Source organism: Vescimonas coprocola (assembly GCF_018408575.1).
Taxonomy (GTDB): Bacteria; Bacillota; Clostridia; order Oscillospirales; family Oscillospiraceae; genus Vescimonas; species Vescimonas coprocola.
In genome coordinates, this window is record NZ_AP023418.1 from 2,493,015 (window position 1) to 2,512,461 (window position 19,447).

Sequence of the window (19,447 nt, forward strand, 5' to 3'; positions counted from 1 at the left end):
CTGCTGAACCGCACCCTCCTTGTATTTACGACTCCTTCAGCCACCGCTGGAAATCCTCTGCGGTGATGATACCCTCGTCGCATTTCTTTTTCTGCTCTCTGGCCTGCTCGCTCCACGCATAAAACTCGCTGTCGCTGATGCGCCCGGCCTTGATCCACGCAAAGCGGCGTTTGTACTCCCTGCGATAAACCTTGAACACCGGATCGTCCGCCTGCTTCAGCGTCCACTGCTGGAATGCACCCATCGCACGGCAGCTGGACTGACCGTCGAGTGGTGTGCGGTCGCAGTACTCCGCGCTGACGCGGCCTGTCTGGGCGAAGTACCGCCCACAGTTCTTGCAGCGGCGCACGGTAATACTGCGCTCCACGCAGGTCTGCAAAGAAAAACTGATCATATCCGCCACGGTATTCGCATACAGCACCGGCGCACAAGCATCGCCATCCACCGGCTCAAAGCGCGTGGTCAGCAGACGGAACGGGAACAACTCCGGGTCGCTGGACTGGTCAGGTTTGTCAAAATGATAATACCGCAAGACTTGCCGGCTGGGCTCGCGCCCGGCCTTGTCTATATCCAGTATCAGCTCAAAGAAGTGCAAGATCTGCTTTTGGTACAGCGGCAGTTCCTCCGGCAGTGACCGCAGCTCGTCTAACGCACAGGTTACTTCCTCTCCGTTGTTCTTAAAACCCTTGGAACGAAGATAGAGCCACTTGGTATACAGCACGCGGAAGAAGCTGTGCGTGTCCGCCAGCCCACCCAGCTTGACCATAGCGTTGGTCACACGCTCACGGTCGAGGCTCTCTAAGTCATCGGAGATGCACCGCGGCGCGACGGCAACCTTCCTGATGTCCAGTTCTGTGAAGGACAGCAGCGACTCCAAAAAAGGAAATGCCTTTCGCTGCGACGGTGCTCCCTGCGTGCCGAAAGCGTCGCTCTCGATGACCTCATGCCTTCCGGGGAAATACATTTTACAGTACCACATAACGCCCTCCGATTATGGACTAATTGTAAATATTACTCGACAGCGTTGATAGATCATGCCGTCTCTGTTATGATAGACTCAAGCTAAATGTCTAATCGATATTGCAATTAGTCTACACCATTCGCACAGCCATGTCAACAAAAATCGGAGGTGTCTATTGAACTTACAAAACAACAAAACGAAAAACTTCACACCACTGCCCAACGAGATATTCTCTCTGCACTTAAGCACCGGCGAGCTGGCGACCTACGCTGTACTGATGCGGCTGGAAGACCAGCGCACCTACGAGTGCTGGCCCAGCTACGAAACGATTGGAAAATCCATTGGCAAAAGCAAGAGTTCCGCCAAGCGCTACGTGGCCGGACTGGTAGAAAAGGGTCTCATCACCGTAGAGCCGACATCGGTCATCATGCGGAACGGGCTGAAGAAAAACGGCAACCTGTGTTATCACATTCGCCCCATCCGCGAAGCGGTGGGGTGGTACACCCAGCAGCAACTGTACCTCGCCGAAGCCGCCGCCGAACGACATCGGGTACAGCGGAAACTGTCGGCGCAAGCCACAGAACCGCCGCATTCGCCCCGGTGAGCCGCTGTGTGGCCTCGCAGGAAGGCGAGAGTGTCGTGGGGCGCCGGAGGTTGGGGGACGGAGCATCGCGCCTTTGGCGCAATGGCAAGTTTCGCATTTGTGGTACGGTTTTCGGCCCCTGGCCGAAACCGCTCCCCAAATGCTCATGCGGGCTAAGCCCACACCCCTTTTCATGGAGGAGCAATGTATGAAGAAAGAAGAATTTATCCGCATCCGCGTGGCGGGGTGGCAGAAGAAATACATCTCGCTGCAGGCGGAGAAGGCGCATAAGTCGCTCAGCCAGTATGTGCGGGACGCGGCCATGGACAAGGATGTGACAGTCATCGACGGCGTGGATGACCTCATCCGCGAGCTGCGGCGGCAGGGCAATAACCTGAATCAGCTGGTCGTCATGGCGCGGCAGGGTCACGTCGAGCTGGTCAACATGGAGCCGTTCATGGAGGTGTATGAAAACACATGGCAAACGTTAAATTCATTGCTGTCTCGCGTGGGCTGAGAGGCATCGTTGACTACGTCACCAACCGGGAAAAGACGGTGGAGCAGCTTATCAGCGGCGTCAACTGCGTTGTGCGGACGGCGGTGCCGGAATTCGAGGCGGTGAAAAAGCAGTTCCGCAAAACGGAGGGCTGCGGCTACTACCACATCGTGCAGGCGTTTGCACCGGATGATCCGCTGGACTTCGCAACGGCGCACGAGCTGGGCGTGAAGCTGGCGGAGCATTTCGAGGGCTACCAGTGCATCGTGGTCACTCACATGAACACCGCCCACATCCACAATCACATCATCATGAACTCCGTCAATTTCGAGACGGGCATGAAATTCCATCAGTCCGCAAGGGAGATGCAGCAGGTCAAAGACTACTGCAGCCAACTCTGTCGGGAGTACGGTTTGTCCGTCACGGAGTCCAAGGCCGACCCGTTCCGCATTCCGACGTGGAAGAGGCGGCTGACGGATCATATCAAAGAGGCCATGGAGCAGAGCCGCACGCAGCAGGCGTTCGTTGCGTATATGAACGCCTATGGCTACGATGTGAAATGGGAGCCGCATCAGAAATACATCACCTACACCACGCCGGAGAACATCCGCTGCCGGGACAGCAAGCTGTTCGACCAGACGCTGAAGCGCGAGAATATGGAGCTGTACTTCCGGCTGGGCGGTGCGGATTATCTGCAAGCCTGCCGGGAAATTGCCTATGACCATCGTGAGCCGACACCCACACTGGAGGATGCCGTCTGCGGCATGGCGGGTACGGTGGCCGCCATCTGCGCCCTGTGTGAGGACGAGAACAGCGAGGTCAGCGACCTTGCCCGTGAGCTGTATTACAGCAGCCTCTTGCTGCAGGAGCTGGTGGAGTGGTATCTGTCCCGCCGGCAGGAGCAGGAAGATTACGAGGAAGAATATGAGCAGTATCACGGTTTCGATATGACCATGATGTAAGGAGGAGCGAATGAACGAGTGTACCTATAAGAATTACGACGAGCTGCCCCTGATGCTGAACGTCGTGCAGGTGGCGGCGGTGCTGGGCATCTCCCGTGCCGGGGCGTATGAATTGGTTCACAGTGAGGACTTCCCTACGCTGAAGATCGGCAGCCGCATCGTGGTGCCGAAGGACAAACTGCGGGAGTGGATAGACGCCAACACAGCGCAAAAATGACCACGCTGTAACCAAAGAATACCCCCGCTGTACAATTGATAACTTTCTCTTAACTCTGCCCGCCTTCGATAGCTATTAAGGTCGGGTTGTGATATGTGTGTTGGCTACCAAAGAAAAGGAGTTGATACCATGCCGAAGAAACGAGCAAATGGAGAGGGGGACGTTTGCGAGCGCCGCCGGTGGCGGATGAAGCGAGCAAAAAGGAGTGGCAGCCGCGCCGCTGGCGGCCCCGAATGGAGGCCGGGAGCGGCAATGCGGCAACAGGATGAAAGTTGGAGGGTGCATTGAGTATGGCAAAGAAGAAACGTGCAAACGGTGAGGGGAGTCTGCGCAAGCGGAAAGACGGCCGCTGGGAGGGACGCTACACCGCAGGCAATGATCCCACCACCGGCAAGCCCATCCACAAGAGCGTCCTCGCCAAGACGCAGGCAGAAGCCAAGGAAAAGCTCAAGCAGGCCATTGCGGAGGCTGAAAAGCTGGACATGAGCCGTGCAAAATCCTACACGCTGGGCGCTTGGATCAAGCTGTGGTACGAGGTCTACGCCGAGCCGCGCCTTCGGGAGAAAACCAAGGACTACTACCTCAACTACATTGACAACCACATCATTCCCGAGTTGGGCAACACGCCGCTGGAAAAGCTGACCACCATCCAGATCCAGAAGTTCTACAACGACCTGCAAAAATCCGGCCGCATCCAGCGATATACCCACATCAAGCTGAAGGATAAGGGCCTCAGCACCCGCGTGGTACGGGGCATCCACACGCTGCTGAACAACTGCCTGGAGCAGGCGGTGGCGGAGCGGCTGCTCCTTACCAACCCCGCTAAGGGCTGCCGCCTGCCAAAGCTGGAAAAGCGGGAGATGAAGATACTGCCGGAGGACAAGATCGGCCCGTATCTGGCCGAAGCAGAACGGCGCGGACTGCTGGCGGCATTCTATTTGGAACTGACCACCGGCCTGCGCCGGGGCGAGCTCCTCGCCCTGCTGTGGACGGACTTGGACGTGGAGAACATGACCATCTCTGTCAGCAAGCAGGTGAACCGCATCAACGGCGAACTGGTGGTCAGCCAGCCCAAGACGCCTAACTCCATCCGCAGACTGGCCATCCCGCAGCGGGCGGTGGAGCTGCTGGTAGAGGAACACACAAAGCACCCCCACAGTCCCTACCTGTTCGTGTCGCCCAAGACCGGCACCATGTTCGACCCGGACTCCTTCCGGCACACCCATGAGAAGATCCTGAAGGCCATCGGTGCGGAGCACATCAGGTTTCACGACCTCAGACACACCTTCGCCACGCTGTCCCTCAAGTACGGTGTGGACGTCAAGACGCTGTCCGGTGCGCTGGGACACTACGACGCGGGCTTTACCCTCAGCACCTACACCCACGCCACGGAGGGGATGAAGCGCTCCGCCGCCGACACCATCGGCAGCGTCATCAGCCAGACCATGTAGCCCACAAAAATAGTCCGAGAGGGACGGATGATGCCATCCGCCCCTCTCCGGTGCTTTTGCGCGCTCTTGAGCCGGCGGGGCGGCATCATGTATGCCGGAAGCGCCGACGGTATTCTTTCGGGGTCGTGTGGTAGACTCGGTTAAACTGCTGGCTGAATGCCCGCATATCGGGGAAGCCGGCTTCCAGCGAGATATCCAAAATACTCTTCTCTGTGTGGGTCAGAAGGCGGCATGCGTGCGTCAGGCGGATGCTGTACAGGTACTCCTTGAAGGTTAACCCCAGCTTTTTTCTGAAAAGGCGGGACAGATGTTCACAGGAGAAGTTGTATTGATCTGCGATATCCTTCAGCATCAGGGGCTCCGTATAGTGGGTGTTGATATACTGGATCACATCCTGTAAGCTTGACTTTTGTACGGCGAGGCGATGGGAGGCAGTCTTTTGGGGGCGGCTGAAATATTTGGTAAGCGTATAATAGACCATACAGATCAATCCATGGATTTGCAGCAGCTCGCGACTGGCGGCCCCACTGTCCCTATGGGACTCTTTGACGCAGTAATATGTACAGCTGGCATCATACAGGGCGGTCATCAGCTGTTTCAGTTCCGGGACTCGCTCTGGGCAGATAGAAAGGGAGAACTCCAGCGAATCCAGTTCAGGGCAAAAGTCATGCCAGAAATCCATGTCCGCTACCAGCGAGATGCCCCGGCGTTCCCCAACGGAGTTTTCGCCCACATGGTGGAGCTGGCCGCTGTTGACCAGGATCAGATCCTGGTTCTGCACGGTGTAGCACTGCCCGTCTATTCGGGCACAAAAACCACCTTGGAGAAAAAAGCAGATCTCCACATTGGAGTGCCAGTGAGGCGGCAGATGGGCGTTTTCATCCTCGTTGAAAAGGATTTTCCCGGGAATGCGGGGATCATTCAGTTTTTCACTCAGGAATAGCATACCGCCTCGCTCCTTCTTATGGTCGATAGTTTATTTTACCTGTAAAGCGGCGGGTTTGCAACCTAAAAAAGAGTACCGGCCCATCCAAGATGGGCCGGTACTCTTTTTTGAGAGGGGGGAGGTGGTTGTTTTGTTAATACTGCCAGCAGTTATAGTGGAAAGGCTGTACCTCCGGCTTGCCGGTCATCTCTTTCTCGTGCTTGCAGAATTCAATGTACTGCTCGTGGATGCGGACGATGTCTTCGCCCTCCAGCTGGGGGATGACGCGGCTGGCCTCCGTCAGGAAGTGCATCTCGTCACGGCCCATGGCACGTCCCTTTGCGGTGTGGAGGTCGTAGGCATAATCCGGGACCTCGGGCTTTTTGCCATGCTCCCATTCCTTGATGATCTGGTTTTTGATGTTATCCGTGGTACGTTCCTTTTTGCAGCGGCAGAGATAACGGATCGCGTGCATAAAGAACATCGGCTGGTCACCGTCGGAGTAGGGGAACTCCTGTGCCATCTTGAAAAGGGTGTAGACCTGCAGGGGGGCATGGGTATCACCGAATCCCACATCCTCAACGGAGATGGCCAGCAGCCGCCGCCACATCTTTTCGTGGAACTGAGGGCTGGTGATGTACATCTCGTAGGCCGCAGCCAGAGCATTTTCCTCCAGTCCGCGTCGAATAGACTTTTGCAGCATGGAGATCAGCTCATCACCGGGGATCCCGTTTCTGGACTGGATGTTGGACCAGGGATCATAAGACATAAACGCTTCTTTCGCCATAGTTGACGTCTCCTCTTTATATCAAATAGCTTTACTGAAGGGTGGAGATCAGTTTCTCGAGCTCCGTCCGCACGTCGGCTCCGTTGTTCAGGATGTTGTCCATAGCGATCACCACATAGTCGTGCAGACCGCTGGAGGTGTAAGTATCCGTTTCAAAGCCGGGATAGGTGTAGGCAAAATCCTGCTGCTCAACGCCGGCCAGCTGGGCGGGGGCGGCGCTGTTCAGGAACTCGTCACTGGCAGCCACAGACTTCAGGAAGGGCAGGCGGGATTCGCCGGAGTTGATCTTCTGGCAGACCTCATAGGACTGCATATACTGGATAAAGATCCAGGAGGCCCAGCGGGTGGCCAGATCGTTGGTGTTGTCCAGCATACTGATGAGGAAGCCCTCAGCGTAGTCGGCCTTGGTGCCATCCTCAAACTGAGGAATGGGAGCGCAGGACCACTCGAACTTGGCGCTCTCGGGAATCTTCATGTTGATGAACTCGCCCTCGTTGCCGGAGCTGAGATACATCTGTACCTGCTGGTTGGCAAAGGGGCCGGAGAAGAAGTAGTCCTCGCCGGGGGTGCGAATAATGCCCCGCTGGACCATGTTCTGATACCAGGAGATGACCTCGGTGGTGGCGTCCAGATTGTCAGCGAAGAGCAGATTGCCCTCGCGATCCGTATAGCCGATGCCCTTCTGCTCCACCAGAGTGGAGAAGCACTTCACGCCCTCGTCCCAGCCGGCGGCAGGCTTGCCGGTGATCTCAGCGATCTTGGTGCAGGTCTCCTCAAACTCAGCCCAGGTGGTGGGAACGCTCAGGTTATTTGCCTTGAAGAAGTCCACGTTATAGTACATGACCTCACAGGCCACATAGAGGGGCAGGCTGTAATAGCCGGGGACGGGGTAGTTGCAGCTGTCTTCGATATAGATGTCATAGTAATCAGACAGATCCAGACCGTAGTTGGCATTTTCAATGTACGGGGTCATGTCCACCACGCAGTCAGTCTGCAGCCAGTCCACCACAGAGGCAGCCTCGGTCAGGGTGACGTTGGGCATATTACCAGCTTTGATAGCAGCGGTGACGGCGTTTTCCAGATCGGGCATCTCACCCTTGGCATAGCACTCCACGGTGATGCCCTTCTCAGCGCCGATACCCTTGTTGAAATCATCCACGATCTCGTTCAGGGTCTGCTGCATGTTTTCCTGCACGATGCCATGCCAGAAGGTGATGGTGACGGGCTCGGTTAGCTCCACCTCCACGTCCGTGGGAGACTTGGGCTCGGAAGGGTTGCCGGACGGGCCGCCGCTCTCATTGCCGCAGGCGGTCAGGCTCAGGAGCATGCAGAGCGCAAGAAGAAAACTCAACCACTTTTTCATAATGTACCTCCAAAAATTTTATATATTTGGGCTGTCAGCCCTTGGTACCGCCGGAAGCAACACCCTCCATGATCTTCTTATGGAAGATGATGTAGAAGATGACCATGGGGATCAGCACAATGCAGGCAGCCGCCATTTGATTATGCAGGTTGGAACTGGATGCCTGCCGGAAGCGAAGCAAACCCACGGAAAGCAGTGTGTGCTCATCGGAAAGCGTGACGATCAGGGGCCACATAAAGGAGTTCCAAGCGGTGATGAAGGTCAGGATCGCCACAGTGACAATGGCGTTGACATTCATGGGAATGACCACCTTGATGAGGAACTTCAGATTGCTGCAGCCGTCCACCTTTGCGGCCTTGAACAGGGAGGGCGGCGTCTGCATGAAATATTCCTGCAGCATAAAGATGTAAAAGCCGTTGGCAACTGTCGGCAGCACAATACCGGAGAAACTGTCCAGAAGCCCCAGGCGGCTGCAGGTCACGTAGTTTTGGATGATCAGGATCTCCGAGGGGACCATCATGGTCAGCATGAACAGGTAGAAGCAGAGGTTACGGCCGGGAAAGGAGTAGATGCTGAAGGCGTAGGCACCCAGAATGGAGAACGCCAAGGTTACCACCACGCTGAGAATGCCGACCCAGATGGTGTTGCGGAAAAACATAGCGAAGGGGACCAGATTCCAGGAGTATTCGTAGTTCTTCCACTGGGGAGTCTCGGGCATCCACTGGGGCGGGATGGAGATGGCCTCCGGCAGTGTTTTCAGGGAGGTGAGGAGCATCCAGATAAAGGGGAACATCATCACCAGTGCGCCGATGATCAGCACCACGTATTTGATGACGGTGAGAACCGTCTTGCGGGTATCCCGGATCTGGAGCTCTGTATTTTTTCTCTTCATCGTGTTCCCTCCCTTACACGTAGTGGACAAATTTCTTGGAGACCACCCGCTGTACCACCGTGATGAGAAGGACGGCGATCAGAAACAGAATGGCGGCTGCCGCAGCGTAGTTGACCTTTCCCTGATCGTAGAACATCCAATAAATGTAGTACATGATGGTGATAGCGGCGTTTCCCGAGCCGGCGGCTCCGCCGGAATAGGAGACGAACATGGCATAGACCTCGTTGAAAGTGCGGGCCACGTAAATCACGGACACCAGAATCACCATCCAGATGGTGGGACTCAGCAGGGGCAGCGTAATGCGGAACAGTGTCTTCGTGGGGGAGGAGCCGTCGATCCTTGCAGCCTGATAGACCTGCTTGTTAATCTTTTGCAGACCCGCCAGAAACAGAAGGATCTTAAACGCCAGACCATTCCAGACCGAGAAGATGGAAAGGGTCACGATCATCAGGTTGGGATCGGTCAGCCACTTTTGCGGACTGATGCCAAACAGCTGTAGGAAATAGTTGATGTAGCCGTAGTCTGAATGGAACAGCCACAGGAACGCCATGCCGATGGCGATGGTGGACGTGACGTAGGGCAGGAAATAGATGGTCTGGAACAAGCCCTGAAGCCGTTTGATGGAGTTGATAAGCAGGGCGATGCCCAGAGCAAGTATCAGCGTAATCGGCAGGGCAATGAGCAGCAGGATCGCTGTGTTTTTGCAGGCCATCCAGAAGGTGGAGTCCTTCAGGACCCATGCAAAGGAGGACAGTCCGAAGCCCTTGCCGGTATTGGTGATATAGATATACTTCTGATAGAAAGCCGTGCGAAGCACCATGACCAGCGGATACACGGTGAACAGCAGAAGCAAAGCCATAGCGGGAAGAATGTACGCATAGGCCCATCCACTGCGCACACGGAGGGTACCGTCGGACATTTCCACCAGCTGGTATCTGCGCTTCTTGGCAGCCCCCGGATCTTTTCTCACCTTATCTTTCAGCATAGTGAGCCTCCTTACAGGCGGACGCCCGTCTCGGGGTTGAACAGATAGCAGCGCTTTTCCGACAGACGCAGGTGAACCTCCTGACCGGGGCGTACATACTCCTCCGCGTTGAGGATAGCACGAACCGGCTGGCCCGCCAGAGTGAAGGAGACCACCTGATCCTGACCCCGCATCTCCACGTCGGTCAGTGTGACAGACAGATCACCGCCCAGCGCCCACGCCTCCGGACGGATGCCCATTTTAGCATGTCCGGCGTAGTCAGATCTGCAGGGCAGACGCAGGCCATTTTCCAGAACAGCCGAACCGCCGCCGACCTGCACATCCACATAGGAAATAGGCGGATTGCCCATGAAGGATGCCACAAAGCTGTTGGCGGGATCCATGTACATCTCATGGGCACCGGCGACCTGCTGCACCACACCCTGACGCATCAGCACGATCTCATCCGTGATGCTCATGGCCTCTTCCTGATCGTGGGTAACAAAGATGGTGGTCACCTTGGATTCCTGCTGGATACGGCGAATTTCTGACCGCATTTCCATGCGCAGGCGGGCATCCAGATTGCTGAGAGGCTCGTCCAGCAGCAGAACATCGGGCTTTTTTACCAGCGCACGGGCAATCGCGACACGCTGCTGCTGACCGCCGGAAAGTTGACCGGGCTTGCGGTCCAGCAAGGACTCGATCTGGACCAGCTTGGCAATCTCATCGGTCGCGGCGTTACGCTTGGCACGGGAATACGGCCTCCCGGTTTCCGGATCCTTTATGTTCGACAGAGGGAATGTGATGTTGTCCCGGACTGTCATGTGGGGATACAGTGCGTAGTTTTGGAATACCAGACCGATATTCCGCTTCTCCGGCATCAGGGTGGTCACATCCCGGTCACCGAACATGATTTCGCCGTCCGTAACACCCTCCAGACCGGCAATCATGTAGAGAGTCGTAGACTTGCCGCATCCGCTCGGGCCAAGAAGTCCCGTCAGCTTCCCGTCCTTGAATACAACATCGATGTGGTTGACTGCGGTGGTCTTGCCAAATTGTTTTGTCAGATTTTTTACTCGAACTTCCATCTCTGCACGCCTCCCCAATGATATTATTTTTTATTATATCTCGGGCGGCATTATTTTTCTCGGCAATATTTGACAGGTTACTTACACAATTTGACACAAATGATCAAAACCGACTGGCCATATACGGTGCCGACATTCAGAGAGCTCAACCCGATGAGGTGGATAAGATCAAGATATACCCGCATCCGTATCGCGATGCTGGCAGCAGCGTCCGGAATGCTATTGGCTGCGGCAGCGGTGCGCCGTTCTAAGCACCGGCAGCCACGGGATAACAGATGAATGCCGCCGGCGCATAGAGTCCAGAACCCTATTGCAATAAGCGCAGTCCCTCATGAGAACATTCCTCATGAGGGACTGCGCTATATAGCGTCACGAAAAGCTCCCTCAAAGAATATGTACACGCTCTTCAAAGGGCTTCTTGGGCTTTTGTGTGACTTTTTCTACCGGCTTGCCGAAGGAGATAATGGTCGCCGCCATGAACACCTTTCGAGGGAACCGAAATAATGACAGATGCAGCCTTACAGCCGGAAGCACTTTTTCAGCGCCGTATACTCACCCAGCACCAGCAGCGTCAGGCTGCTGTCCAGCACGGTTTCCGGCGAGATATTCACATCAGTTTTGTCGTTCCGCTTCACGCCGGGGATGTTGACGCCGTACTTTCGGCGGATGTCCAGCTCACTGATGCTGTGTCCCTGCCAGCTGCCCGGGACGGCGATCTCGATAATGGCGTGCTTTTCGCCCAGCTCTATGTAGCTGAAGATGTGGTTGGCGGTGTACCGGATAGCCGCCCACTTCGCCAGCTGCTTTTCCGGGTATGTCACCGCGTCCGCGCCGTTGCGCAGCAGAAATTTTGCCTGCACATCCCGTTCGGTGCGGGACACCGCATATTTCGCCCCCAGCTCCTTGAGCAGGGACGTCGTTTCCAGCGAGTTCTGGAAGTCTCCGCTGATGGTAACGTAGCAGACGTCGTAGTTTCCAACGCCCAGCGAGCGCAGAAAATCCATGCGGGTACTGTCACCGATCTGCGCGTTGGTGACAAAGGGCATACACTCGTTGATGCGCTCCTCGTCCCGGTCCACCGCCATGACCTGATGCCCCAGCTCGCTCAGCTGCATGGCAAGGTGCCGCCCGAAGCGGCCAAGTCCGATCAATAATACGTTCTTCATCGTGCGCTTCTTTCAGCCTACGGTGATCATTTCCTTCGGATACCGGGCATAGGTCAGATCATGCCCGGAGAATGCGGCGTAGATCAGGGTAAGTCCCCCGACACGCCCGAAGAACATCAGCAGAATGAGAATGCCCTGCGACAGCGTACCCAGCTGCGGCGTCAGCCCCAGTGTCAGCCCTACCGTCCCGGCAGCGGATGCCGTTTCATAGAGACAGGCACCGAGCGGCAGTCCCTCCGCCGCACTGATGACCGCCGCACCTGCGAAGGTCAGCCCCAGATACAGCAGCAGGATGGCGGCGGCGTTCCGCACAGCGGAGGGCTCCAGCCGACGCTTGAAAAGCTGCGGATCCTCTCGCCTGCGGAAAGCGGTGACCGCATTGGAGACCAGCACAGCCAGTGTCGTTACCTTCATGCCGCCCGCCGTGGAGCCGGGCGCGCCGCCGGTCAGCATCAGCAAAATCGTGACCGCCTGTGAGGTATCGCTCATTTTCGTCAGGTCTGCGGTGTTGTAGCCCGCCGTTCGCGGTGTGACCGCCTGAAAGAGCGACGCCAGGACGCGCTGTCCCGCGGGAAGCTCTGCAAAGTCTGTCAGGAAGAAGAACAATGCCGGAAGCGCGATCAGGATGACGGTTGCGCTCAGAATGACCTTGCTCTGCATCCGGTACCGCCGCAGGTGCAGCCGGTGGGTGCAGACATCGTCCCATGTCAGAAGACCGATACCGCCCACGACGATCAGCAGCATGATGACGATATTGATTAGCGGGTCGGCCATGTACGCCGTCAGGGAAGGGTAGAGGGCATCCGCCCGCCCCAGAATATCGAACCCCGCGTTGCAAAAAGCGGAAACGGAGTGGAATACTGCCAACCACACGCCCCGCAGTCCGTAGTCCCGGCAGAATGCCGGCAGCAGCGCAAGAGCCCCGACCAGCCTACCATCCGCCCTTTATAAATCAAATATAGCAGTTCGACCTCAACCGAGGTTCAAAACAGCAGCGCCTGCTTTTTTGCCTTGTAATAAAGCAGCCCGGCTAAATCCGCCAGCCCCCAGCCGATCGGGACAGACCACCAGATACCGGTGACGCCCATGGCGGGGATGGCGGACAGCAGATAGGCCAGCGCGACACGTGTGCCTAATGAGATGACCGTCAGGACAACGCTCATGCCCGGCCGCCCCAACGCACGGTACAGGCCGTAGAGCAGGAACAGGCAGCCGATGCCGCAGTAAAACGCGCCCTCAATACGAAGGTACCGCACGCCCTCCAGGATGACCTCGGTTTCTCCGGCATCCACAAAAATCGCCATAAGGGGTCTTGCAAATACGGAGACGAGTGCGGATATGACCACGCAGAAGGCCATGGAAATGCACACGGCACTTTTCAGCCCCGCACGTATCCGTGCACTCTCTTTTGCGCCGTAATTCTGGGCGATAAAAGTGGAAAAGGCGTTGCCGAAGTCCTGCACCGGCATATAGGCAAAGGCGTCGATCTTCACAGCGGCAGCGAAGGCCGCCATCACAACGGGGCCGAAGCTGTTGACCAGTCCCTGCACCATAAGGATACCGAGGTTCATGATCGATTGCTGCACGCAGGTCAGCGTGGAGAAGGAGACGATCTCCTGGATACGTCCGCACCGCAGACAGCAGAGCTTCCATACCGAGCGCACCTGCGGGAAGCGCATAAACGCATAAGCGGCAATGCCGATCCCCGAAACATACTGGGCGATCACCGTCGCTTCCGCTGTTCCGGCGACGCCTCTATTTAGCCCGATGACAAACCAGAGATCGAGAGCGATATTCAGTACAGCGGAAACAGCCAAAAAGCCCAGCGGGATAACGGAATTGCCGATCGCCCGCAAAAAAGAGGCGAAGTAGTTATACAGGAAAACGGCGGGAATGCCCATGAAAATCACAAACAGGTATTCACGCATATCGCCCCAGACCTCGGCGGGAACCCGGAGGAAGGTGCGAAGCCCGTCCAGGCAGACAAATGATAAGATGTTTAAGAGCACGGTGACGAGCGCGATAAAGAAAAACGATGCACAGAGGTTCTCGCAAAGAGCCCTCTCATCCCGCTGCCCAAAGCGCATGGATAACAGTGCGCCGCTCCCCATGCACAGGCCGAGGATGATGGAGGTCAGAAAGGTCATCAGCGTAAAAGACGAGCCCACCGCCGCAAGCGCATCACGCCCGAGAAATTGCCCGACAATCAGCGTGTCGGCAATGTTATAGTACTGCTGCAATAGATCCCCTAAAATCATGGGGATGGCAAACAGCAGCATGGACTTTGTGACGGGGCCTCGTGTTAAATCACGGTTCATGGCACGCCTCCGAATCGTAAGTTAAAAGCTGCATTTCGCAAGTATTGTAGTGCTTTTGCTTCAATCTGTCAATGCGGCGTTTACTTTTTGAAGGAACGGTGGTATCATCAGAGCTAAAGATCATGGAAAAACCTGATTTGCGGAGGAAACTGTATGTACTTAGATGGGCTGGACGGATTGGATCAAAAGATTGTGAGGCTGCTGATAGAAAATGCACGCATCTCCTACTCGGATATTGGTGAAAAAGTCGGCATTTCAAGAGTTGCGGTAAAGACCCGGATACAGGCTTTGGAGCAAAGGGGCATTATCGAGGAATACACGACTGTTATCAATCCTCAGAAGATCAGCGGGGCGGTTTCCTGCTATTTTGAAATCGAAACAACACCGCGCTGTCTGGCGGAGGTCACAGATATCTTACATCAAAACGATACCGTCACGCAGATCTACCGCGTGACAGGAAAAGACAAGCTGCACGTCCACGCCGTAGCCGCCTCCGCTGAAGAAATGGAGGTTTTTCTGCATACGGTCATTGATGCCTTGCCTGGTGTGGTCAGCTGCAGCTGTAATATGATTTTGTCACGTATCAAGGACATAAAGGGACTGCGTTTGTAGAACCCGTCGATAGAGGACGCAGCGCAAAGAATGCGGCGACTGCCACCCGGCGGTAAAGGGGGGCGAGCGCCCCTGAACACCACCCGTCGCTTTGGGCAGCAGGATCGCATATGGACGAACTCGGAGTTTGGCAAGCTGATCGGCCGCGCCATGGCGGAGGAGAGGCAGGACTACATCCTTGCCCTGTATCTGGCTCGCTACGCCGGGCTGCGTATCCACGAGTGCTTCCGCATGAACGCCGCCGCGACGGAGCGTGCGCTGCGTGAAAACACCCTCACCGTAAGGGGCGAGGGCGGCAAGGTGCGTATCGTCCCCATCGAGGATGACCGTATCACGATGATGCTGCAACGGCTGCTGGAGAAAACGGAACGCGGCCACAAGCTGCTGGTGCCGGACGGCGTACCCACCGACCGGGCTATTGCCGGCATGCAGCAGTTCATCCTCCATCACCGCAACGCCATCTGTGACCCCACCGCACCGGACAGGCGCATTACCTTCCATGGGTTACGACACACCTTCGCCACGCTGTCCCTCAAGTACGGCGTGGACGTCAAGACGCTGCCCGGTGCGCTGGGACATTACGATGCAGGCTTTGCCCTCAGCACCTACACCCACGCCACGGAGGAGATGAAGCGTGACGCCGCCGACACCATCGGCAGCGTCATCAGCCAGACCATGTAGCCCACAAAAAACAGCCGGAGAGGGACGGATGATGCCATCCGCCCCTCTCCGGGGCTTTCCTGACCTCTCGGCTTTTGGGTCACGGTTTGGGTCAAGCGAAAAACGCCAAAATGCCGTGTCACTTTTGAGATCATAAACAGAAAAAGTTCCTGATTTCGTAAGAAATCAGGAACTTTTTGGTGGAGACTGCTGGACTCGAACCAGTGACCTCCTGCGTGTGAAGCAGGCGCTCTAACCAGCTGAGCTAAGCCTCCCTATTCGGCAACCCTTACGAGTTGCCTTGTGGTGACCCGTACGGGACTCGAACCCATGTTACAGCCGTGAAAGGGCCGTGTCTTAACCACTTGACCAACGGGCCGGATAAACCCTTGAGGGGCCCCGGAGAGACGTGGTACATCTCTCCGGGCTTTGGTAGCGGCGACTGGATTTGAACCGGTGACACTGCGGGTATGAACCGCATGCTCTAGCCAACTGAGCTACGCCGCCATATCGATAAGCTCGACAAGCAAGAATAAATATAACACATGCGCCGGTGTTTGTCAACAGATATTTCCCGGAAATCCGGGAAAATCTTCACCGATCTTCGATGACGCCGCCGCCCAGCACCGTATCCCCGTCGTAGAGCACCACGGCCTGTCCGGAGGTGATGGCCCGCTGGGGCTGGCGGAAGACCACCCGCATCCGCCCCTCCGGCAGGGGTGTGACCTCCGCCTCCGCCTCCATCTGGCTGTACCGGGTCTTGGCGGTGACGGCGACAGGCTCCGTCGGCGCCGTGCCGGAGATCCAGTTCACCCGGCAGGCCGTCAGCTCCCGTGCATAGAGCTCCTCGTTGTCCCCCAGCAGGATGGTGTTGTCGGCAGCGTTCTTCCGCACCACATAGACGTGTCTCCCAGCGCTGACGCCCAGCCCCTTCCGCTGGCCGGTGGTGTAGCAGGGGAGACCCTTGTGGCGGCCCAGTACCCGGCCCTCCCGGTCCACAAAGTCACCGGGCGTCATCTCCACATGGCCATACTCCCGCAGGAAGCGGCCGTAGTCCCCGTCCGGCACAAAACAGATATCCTGACTGTCCGCCTTGTCGGCGTTCAGCAGCCCCGCCTCACGGGCGCTCTCCCGGATGGCGGGCTTGTCGAACTCCCCCACCGGCAGCAGCAGGTGCGACAGCTGGTGCTGCGTCAACTGATACAGCACATAGCTCTGATCCTTCCGCCGGTCCCGGCCCCGCAGCAGCCGGTACAGCCCCGTCTCCGGATCGTAGCCCACACGGGCATAGTGGCCCGTAGCCAGATAGTCGTAGCCCAGCACCAGCGCCCGCTCCAGCAGCGCTCCGAACTTCAGGCACCGGTTGCAGTCGATGCAGGGATTGGGGGTGTGACCGGCGCAGTATTCCGCCACGAAGTGGTCCATGACGTCCCGTGCAAACCGTTCCGTCTCATTGAATATATAGAACTTCATCCCCAACCGATAGGCCACGCTGCGGGCATCGTCGGCATCGTCGGCGGAGCAGCAGGTACCCTCCACCTCGCCGCTGTACAGCTTCAGCATGGCCCCGTCGCAGGCGTAGCCCTGCTGCTGCAATAGAAGCGCCGCCGCCGAGCTGTCCACTCCGCCGGACATGGCTACCAGAACTCGTTTTTTCTCCATGCACCGTTTCCTCGTGTATCCTTTCCCGCCAAAGCGGGGATCCTAATATCATATGTGGGGCCGTCAGTCCAGATTTTTCCGGGTGAAGGCCGTATAGGGCAGCGCATCCGCCAGCCCCAGCAGCACCGGATGAAAGCCGCCGCCGTAGGCGAAGGGCGGCTCCCGCAACACCGTTTTGGTGCAGCGCCGATCCGGCAGCGACACCGTTACGGTGGTACCCTCCGGGCCGGACTGTAACAGCAGCCGCCCGCCGTGACCACGGGCAATGGCCTGACACAGGGGCAGGCCCAGCCCCAGACCCTGTGGGGGAGGCGGCATCCGCAGCTTCTCCAGATAGCCGTCGAAGAGGTGCGCCTGCTGCTCCGGGGGGATGCCCACGCCGCTGTCTGCCACCGTCAGCAGCACTTGTCCCGCTGCGGCCCGCAGCGTCACCGTGACCTCGCCGCCGGAGGGCGTGTACTTCACCGCATTGGACAGCAGATTCCACAACAGCCGCTCCAGATAGCTGGGGTGGATGGCCGCCACATGAGCCGTCAGGCTGCACCGCAGGGTCAGCTTCACCCCAGCATGGGCCACCAGCGGCTGGGCGCAGTGTATCAGTTCCGTCAGCCACGCCACCAGCTCCACATTCTTCGTCTCCAGCGGCTCTGTTTGAGAGATCAGGGGGGCGGCGGAGAGATTGTTCACCAGCCGCAGCAGACGGTAGTAGCTCTGGCACAGGATGGCGGCGCTCTGCCCGGTGGAGCCTTCGCCCTCCGGCATCTCCTCCGGCACCAGCCGGGTCAGCGCTGTATGGATGTTGCCCATGGCCACCCGCAGCTGCGCTGCGATCTGCGGCATGATCTGCTCCAGCAGGATCTGGCTGTCCTCTTGATGCTCCACGGCCATCGCCCCCTTCCTCTTTACCATGCCGGGAAACGGGGGGAAGTATCCCCGCCAACTTTCTCCAGCACAGCGGCAGTGGTGAAATTCAACACATTATAGCAGGGTTCCTGTTGAAAAACAAGGCATATCCCCGGATTTGAAAAAAGAAAAAAATTTTATGAAAAAAGGCTTGATTTTTTTGCGGCAGGTGCATATAATACTAAACATACCATATGTTTGATATATTCCATCAGAGAGGAAGTTTTCGTGATGAGCATTAAAGTTGGTATCAATGGATTTGGCCGGATCGGCCGTATGGTCCTGCGCTGCAGCCTGCAGCACCCGGAGATCGAGATCGTGGGCATCAACGACCTTTGCCCTGCCGACTATCTGGCATATATGCTGAAGTATGACACCATGCATGGCCGGTTTCAGGCCGACGTGTCCTCCAACGACAAGGGCATTATCGTCAATGGCCGCAGCATCCCCGTGTACGCCGAGCGTGACCCCGCCAACCTGCCCTGGAAGGAGATCGGCGCCGAGTACGTCATCGAGTCCACGGGCCTGTTCCTGACCAAGGAGAAGGCCGCCGGCCACATCGCCGCCGGTGCCAAGCACGTGGTGATGTCCGCCCCCTCCAAGGATGATACCCCCATGTTCGTCATGGGCGTCAATCAGGACACCTACACCTCCGACATGACCTTCGTCTCCAACGCCAGCTGCACCACCAACTGTCTGGCTCCCGTGGCCAAGGTCCTGCACGATAACTTCGGCATTGCCGACGGCCTGATGACCACCGTTCACTCCACCACCGCCACCCAGAAAACGGTGGACGGCGTGTCCGTGAAGGACTGGCGTGGCGGCCGTGCCGCCTCCGGCAATATCATCCCCAGCTCCACCGGCGCTGCCAAGGCCGTGGGCAAGGTCATTCCCAGCCTGAACGGCAAGCTCACCGGTATGTCCATGCGTGTCCCCACGCTGGATGTCTCCGTGGTGGATCTGACCGTGAATCTGGAGAAGCCTGCCACCTACGACGAGATCTGCGCCGCCATGAAGAAGGCCTCCGAGGGCGAGCTGAAGGGTATTCTGGATTATACCGACGAGGCTGTGGTCTCCTCCGACTTCCTGGGTGACACCCACACCTCTATCTTCGACGCCAAGGCCGGTATCGCCCTGACCGACACCTTTGTGAAGGTGGTCTCCTGGTATGATAACGAGATCGGCTATTCCGATAAGATCCTGTGCCTCATTGAGCATATGTACTCCGTGGATCACAAGTAATCGCATTTTCCCCTTTTCATTTGCTTTCTACCTTTACGTTTTCCTTCTTTTTGTTCCGCCAAAGAAGCCGCCGTCAGGGCGGCTTTTTTGGTGCTCATTTTTTGGAAGCTTTTTGAAGTTCTGAGAAATGCCCCGGCGTGCAGGAAAGACTTTTTTGGACACACAGAGAGCCTGCGGCAAAGCCGCAGGCTCCAT

Annotated in this window: 20 protein-coding genes, 3 tRNA genes and 1 pseudogene; 8 read left to right on the plus strand and 16 right to left on the minus strand. The window is 57.1% G+C overall.

The features are described from left to right. Positions 1-25: 25 nt before the first annotated feature. The gene (locus KJS28_RS12060) at positions 26-979 is read right to left on the minus strand and encodes a DUF6076 domain-containing protein (RefSeq protein WP_213541181.1); all 954 of its coding nucleotides are present in this window, start codon (positions 977-979) and stop codon (positions 26-28) included. A gap of 157 nt (positions 980-1,136) precedes the next feature. Between KJS28_RS12060 and KJS28_RS12065 the strand changes: the two genes are divergently transcribed. The 5 genes from KJS28_RS12065 (at position 1,137) to KJS28_RS12085 (ending at position 4,670) form a co-directional block, all read left to right on the plus strand. Continuing rightward, positions 1,137-1,565, plus strand: a complete 429-nt coding sequence (locus tag KJS28_RS12065; RefSeq protein WP_228298397.1) for a helix-turn-helix domain-containing protein — start codon at positions 1,137-1,139, stop codon at positions 1,563-1,565. Positions 1,566-1,752: 187 nt separating this feature from the next. Continuing rightward, complete coding sequence (locus tag KJS28_RS12070) at positions 1,753-2,061, plus strand: plasmid mobilization protein (RefSeq protein WP_213541182.1); 309 nt, start codon at positions 1,753-1,755, stop codon at positions 2,059-2,061. Further along, positions 2,022-3,002, plus strand: a complete 981-nt coding sequence (locus KJS28_RS12075; RefSeq protein ID WP_213541183.1) for a relaxase/mobilization nuclease domain-containing protein — start codon at positions 2,022-2,024, stop codon at positions 3,000-3,002. The genes KJS28_RS12070 and KJS28_RS12075 overlap by 40 nt, the downstream gene beginning before the upstream one ends. 10 nt (positions 3,003-3,012) lie before the next feature. Beyond that, a complete protein-coding gene (locus KJS28_RS12080) occupies positions 3,013-3,219 on the plus strand; it encodes a helix-turn-helix domain-containing protein (protein WP_213541184.1) in 207 nt (68 codons plus the stop codon). 290 nt (positions 3,220-3,509) lie between these two features. Then, the gene (locus KJS28_RS12085) at positions 3,510-4,670 is read left to right on the plus strand and encodes a tyrosine-type recombinase/integrase (protein ID WP_213541185.1); all 1,161 of its coding nucleotides are present in this window, start codon (positions 3,510-3,512) and stop codon (positions 4,668-4,670) included. 85 nt (positions 4,671-4,755) lie between these two features. On the opposite strand, the gene KJS28_RS12090 is transcribed toward KJS28_RS12085, so the two are convergent. The 9 genes and pseudogenes from KJS28_RS12090 to KJS28_RS12130 all read right to left on the minus strand — a co-directional run bounded on the left by KJS28_RS12090 (position 4,756) and on the right by KJS28_RS12130 (position 14,173). Then, positions 4,756-5,616, minus strand: a complete 861-nt coding sequence (locus KJS28_RS12090; protein WP_213541186.1) for a helix-turn-helix domain-containing protein — start codon at positions 5,614-5,616, stop codon at positions 4,756-4,758. Between the two features lie 133 nt (positions 5,617-5,749). Next, a complete protein-coding gene (locus KJS28_RS12095; protein WP_213541187.1) occupies positions 5,750-6,382 on the minus strand; it encodes an AAA family ATPase in 633 nt (210 codons plus the stop codon). 31 nt (positions 6,383-6,413) lie between these two features. Continuing rightward, complete coding sequence (locus tag KJS28_RS12100) at positions 6,414-7,745, minus strand: extracellular solute-binding protein (protein ID WP_213541188.1); 1,332 nt, start codon at positions 7,743-7,745, stop codon at positions 6,414-6,416. Positions 7,746-7,779: 34 nt separating this feature from the next. Further along, a complete protein-coding gene (locus KJS28_RS12105) occupies positions 7,780-8,637 on the minus strand; it encodes a carbohydrate ABC transporter permease (RefSeq protein WP_213541189.1) in 858 nt (285 codons plus the stop codon). Positions 8,638-8,650: 13 nt separating this feature from the next. Beyond that, positions 8,651-9,622 carry a carbohydrate ABC transporter permease gene (locus tag KJS28_RS12110; RefSeq protein ID WP_228298398.1) on the minus strand — a complete coding sequence of 324 codons (972 nt, stop codon included), beginning with the start codon at positions 9,620-9,622 and terminating at the stop codon, positions 8,651-8,653. Between the two features lie 11 nt (positions 9,623-9,633). Next, positions 9,634-10,689: an ABC transporter ATP-binding protein gene (locus tag KJS28_RS12115; protein ID WP_213541190.1), complete on the minus strand. Its 1,056-nt coding sequence runs from the start codon at positions 10,687-10,689 to the stop codon at positions 9,634-9,636. Between the two features lie 518 nt (positions 10,690-11,207). Further along, positions 11,208-11,855 (minus strand): potassium channel family protein, encoded by a 648-nt coding sequence (locus tag KJS28_RS12120; protein WP_213541191.1) that lies wholly within the window; start codon positions 11,853-11,855, stop codon positions 11,208-11,210. A gap of 12 nt (positions 11,856-11,867) precedes the next feature. Continuing rightward, positions 11,868-12,785 (minus strand): annotated as a pseudogene (locus tag KJS28_RS12125) (TrkH family potassium uptake protein); the annotation flags it as partial. A 53-nt stretch (positions 12,786-12,838) separates the two neighbouring features. Next, complete coding sequence (locus tag KJS28_RS12130) at positions 12,839-14,173, minus strand: MATE family efflux transporter (protein WP_213541192.1); 1,335 nt, start codon at positions 14,171-14,173, stop codon at positions 12,839-12,841. A 153-nt stretch (positions 14,174-14,326) separates the two neighbouring features. Here KJS28_RS12130 and KJS28_RS12135 point away from each other — a divergent pair, with 153 nt between their 5' ends. After that, positions 14,327-14,785 carry an Lrp/AsnC family transcriptional regulator gene (locus tag KJS28_RS12135; RefSeq protein ID WP_213541193.1) on the plus strand — a complete coding sequence of 153 codons (459 nt, stop codon included), beginning with the start codon at positions 14,327-14,329 and terminating at the stop codon, positions 14,783-14,785. Positions 14,786-14,815: 30 nt separating this feature from the next. Then, on the plus strand, positions 14,816-15,466 hold the full coding sequence (locus KJS28_RS12140; RefSeq protein ID WP_213541194.1) for a tyrosine-type recombinase/integrase: 651 nt from the start codon (positions 14,816-14,818) through the stop codon (positions 15,464-15,466). A 177-nt stretch (positions 15,467-15,643) separates the two neighbouring features. Here the strand turns inward: KJS28_RS12140 and KJS28_RS12145 are convergent. The 5 genes from KJS28_RS12145 to KJS28_RS12165 form a co-directional block, all read right to left on the minus strand. After that, a tRNA-Val gene (locus tag KJS28_RS12145) sits at positions 15,644-15,720 on the minus strand. A gap of 29 nt (positions 15,721-15,749) precedes the next feature. Next, positions 15,750-15,824, minus strand: a tRNA-Glu gene (locus KJS28_RS12150). A gap of 51 nt (positions 15,825-15,875) precedes the next feature. Then, positions 15,876-15,952 (minus strand) — tRNA-Met (locus KJS28_RS12155). Between the two features lie 87 nt (positions 15,953-16,039). Then, positions 16,040-17,107 carry a tRNA 2-thiouridine(34) synthase MnmA gene (gene mnmA, locus KJS28_RS12160; RefSeq protein WP_213541195.1) on the minus strand — a complete coding sequence of 356 codons (1,068 nt, stop codon included), beginning with the start codon at positions 17,105-17,107 and terminating at the stop codon, positions 16,040-16,042. Between the two features lie 63 nt (positions 17,108-17,170). Continuing rightward, positions 17,171-17,989, minus strand: coding sequence for a sensor histidine kinase (locus KJS28_RS12165; RefSeq protein WP_213541196.1), 819 nt, complete (start codon positions 17,987-17,989; stop codon positions 17,171-17,173). A 252-nt stretch (positions 17,990-18,241) separates the two neighbouring features. Between KJS28_RS12165 and gap the strand changes: the two genes are divergently transcribed. Next, on the plus strand, positions 18,242-19,252 hold the full coding sequence (gene gap, locus KJS28_RS12170) for a type I glyceraldehyde-3-phosphate dehydrogenase (protein ID WP_213541197.1): 1,011 nt from the start codon (positions 18,242-18,244) through the stop codon (positions 19,250-19,252). Between the two features lie 33 nt (positions 19,253-19,285). On the opposite strand, the gene KJS28_RS12175 is transcribed toward gap, so the two are convergent. After that, on the minus strand, positions 19,286-19,447 hold the full coding sequence (locus KJS28_RS12175) for a hypothetical protein (RefSeq protein WP_213541198.1): 162 nt from the start codon (positions 19,445-19,447) through the stop codon (positions 19,286-19,288).

What these genes read in the sequence shown, in the direction of transcription:
- KJS28_RS12060 (WP_213541181.1), bottom strand. Translation starts at nt 979, where the DNA reads ATGTGGTACTGTAAAATGTATTTCCCCGGAAGGCATGAGGTCATCGAG.
- KJS28_RS12070 (WP_213541182.1), top strand. Translation starts at nt 1,753, where the DNA reads ATGAAGAAAGAAGAATTTATCCGCATCCGCGTGGCGGGGTGGCAGAAG.
- KJS28_RS12075 (WP_213541183.1), top strand. Translation starts at nt 2,022, where the DNA reads ATGGCAAACGTTAAATTCATTGCTGTCTCGCGTGGGCTGAGAGGCATC.
- KJS28_RS12080 (WP_213541184.1), top strand. Translation starts at nt 3,013, where the DNA reads ATGAACGAGTGTACCTATAAGAATTACGACGAGCTGCCCCTGATGCTG.
- KJS28_RS12085 (WP_213541185.1), top strand. Translation starts at nt 3,510, where the DNA reads ATGGCAAAGAAGAAACGTGCAAACGGTGAGGGGAGTCTGCGCAAGCGG.
- KJS28_RS12090 (WP_213541186.1), bottom strand. Translation starts at nt 5,616, where the DNA reads ATGCTATTCCTGAGTGAAAAACTGAATGATCCCCGCATTCCCGGGAAA.
- KJS28_RS12095 (WP_213541187.1), bottom strand. Translation starts at nt 6,382, where the DNA reads ATGGCGAAAGAAGCGTTTATGTCTTATGATCCCTGGTCCAACATCCAG.
- KJS28_RS12100 (WP_213541188.1), bottom strand. Translation starts at nt 7,745, where the DNA reads ATGAAAAAGTGGTTGAGTTTTCTTCTTGCGCTCTGCATGCTCCTGAGC.
- KJS28_RS12105 (WP_213541189.1), bottom strand. Translation starts at nt 8,637, where the DNA reads ATGAAGAGAAAAAATACAGAGCTCCAGATCCGGGATACCCGCAAGACG.
- KJS28_RS12110 (WP_228298398.1), bottom strand. Translation starts at nt 9,622, where the DNA reads ATGCTGAAAGATAAGGTGAGAAAAGATCCGGGGGCTGCCAAGAAGCGC.
- KJS28_RS12115 (WP_213541190.1), bottom strand. Translation starts at nt 10,689, where the DNA reads ATGGAAGTTCGAGTAAAAAATCTGACAAAACAATTTGGCAAGACCACC.
- KJS28_RS12120 (WP_213541191.1), bottom strand. Translation starts at nt 11,855, where the DNA reads ATGAAGAACGTATTATTGATCGGACTTGGCCGCTTCGGGCGGCACCTT.
- KJS28_RS12130 (WP_213541192.1), bottom strand. Translation starts at nt 14,173, where the DNA reads ATGAACCGTGATTTAACACGAGGCCCCGTCACAAAGTCCATGCTGCTG.
- KJS28_RS12135 (WP_213541193.1), top strand. Translation starts at nt 14,327, where the DNA reads ATGTACTTAGATGGGCTGGACGGATTGGATCAAAAGATTGTGAGGCTG.
- KJS28_RS12140 (WP_213541194.1), top strand. Translation starts at nt 14,816, where the DNA reads ATGCGGCGACTGCCACCCGGCGGTAAAGGGGGGCGAGCGCCCCTGAAC.
- mnmA (WP_213541195.1), bottom strand. Translation starts at nt 17,107, where the DNA reads ATGGAGAAAAAACGAGTTCTGGTAGCCATGTCCGGCGGAGTGGACAGC.
- gap (WP_213541197.1), top strand. Translation starts at nt 18,242, where the DNA reads ATGAGCATTAAAGTTGGTATCAATGGATTTGGCCGGATCGGCCGTATG.
- KJS28_RS12175 (WP_213541198.1), bottom strand. Translation starts at nt 19,447, where the DNA reads ATGGAGCCTGCGGCTTTGCCGCAGGCTCTCTGTGTGTCCAAAAAAGTC.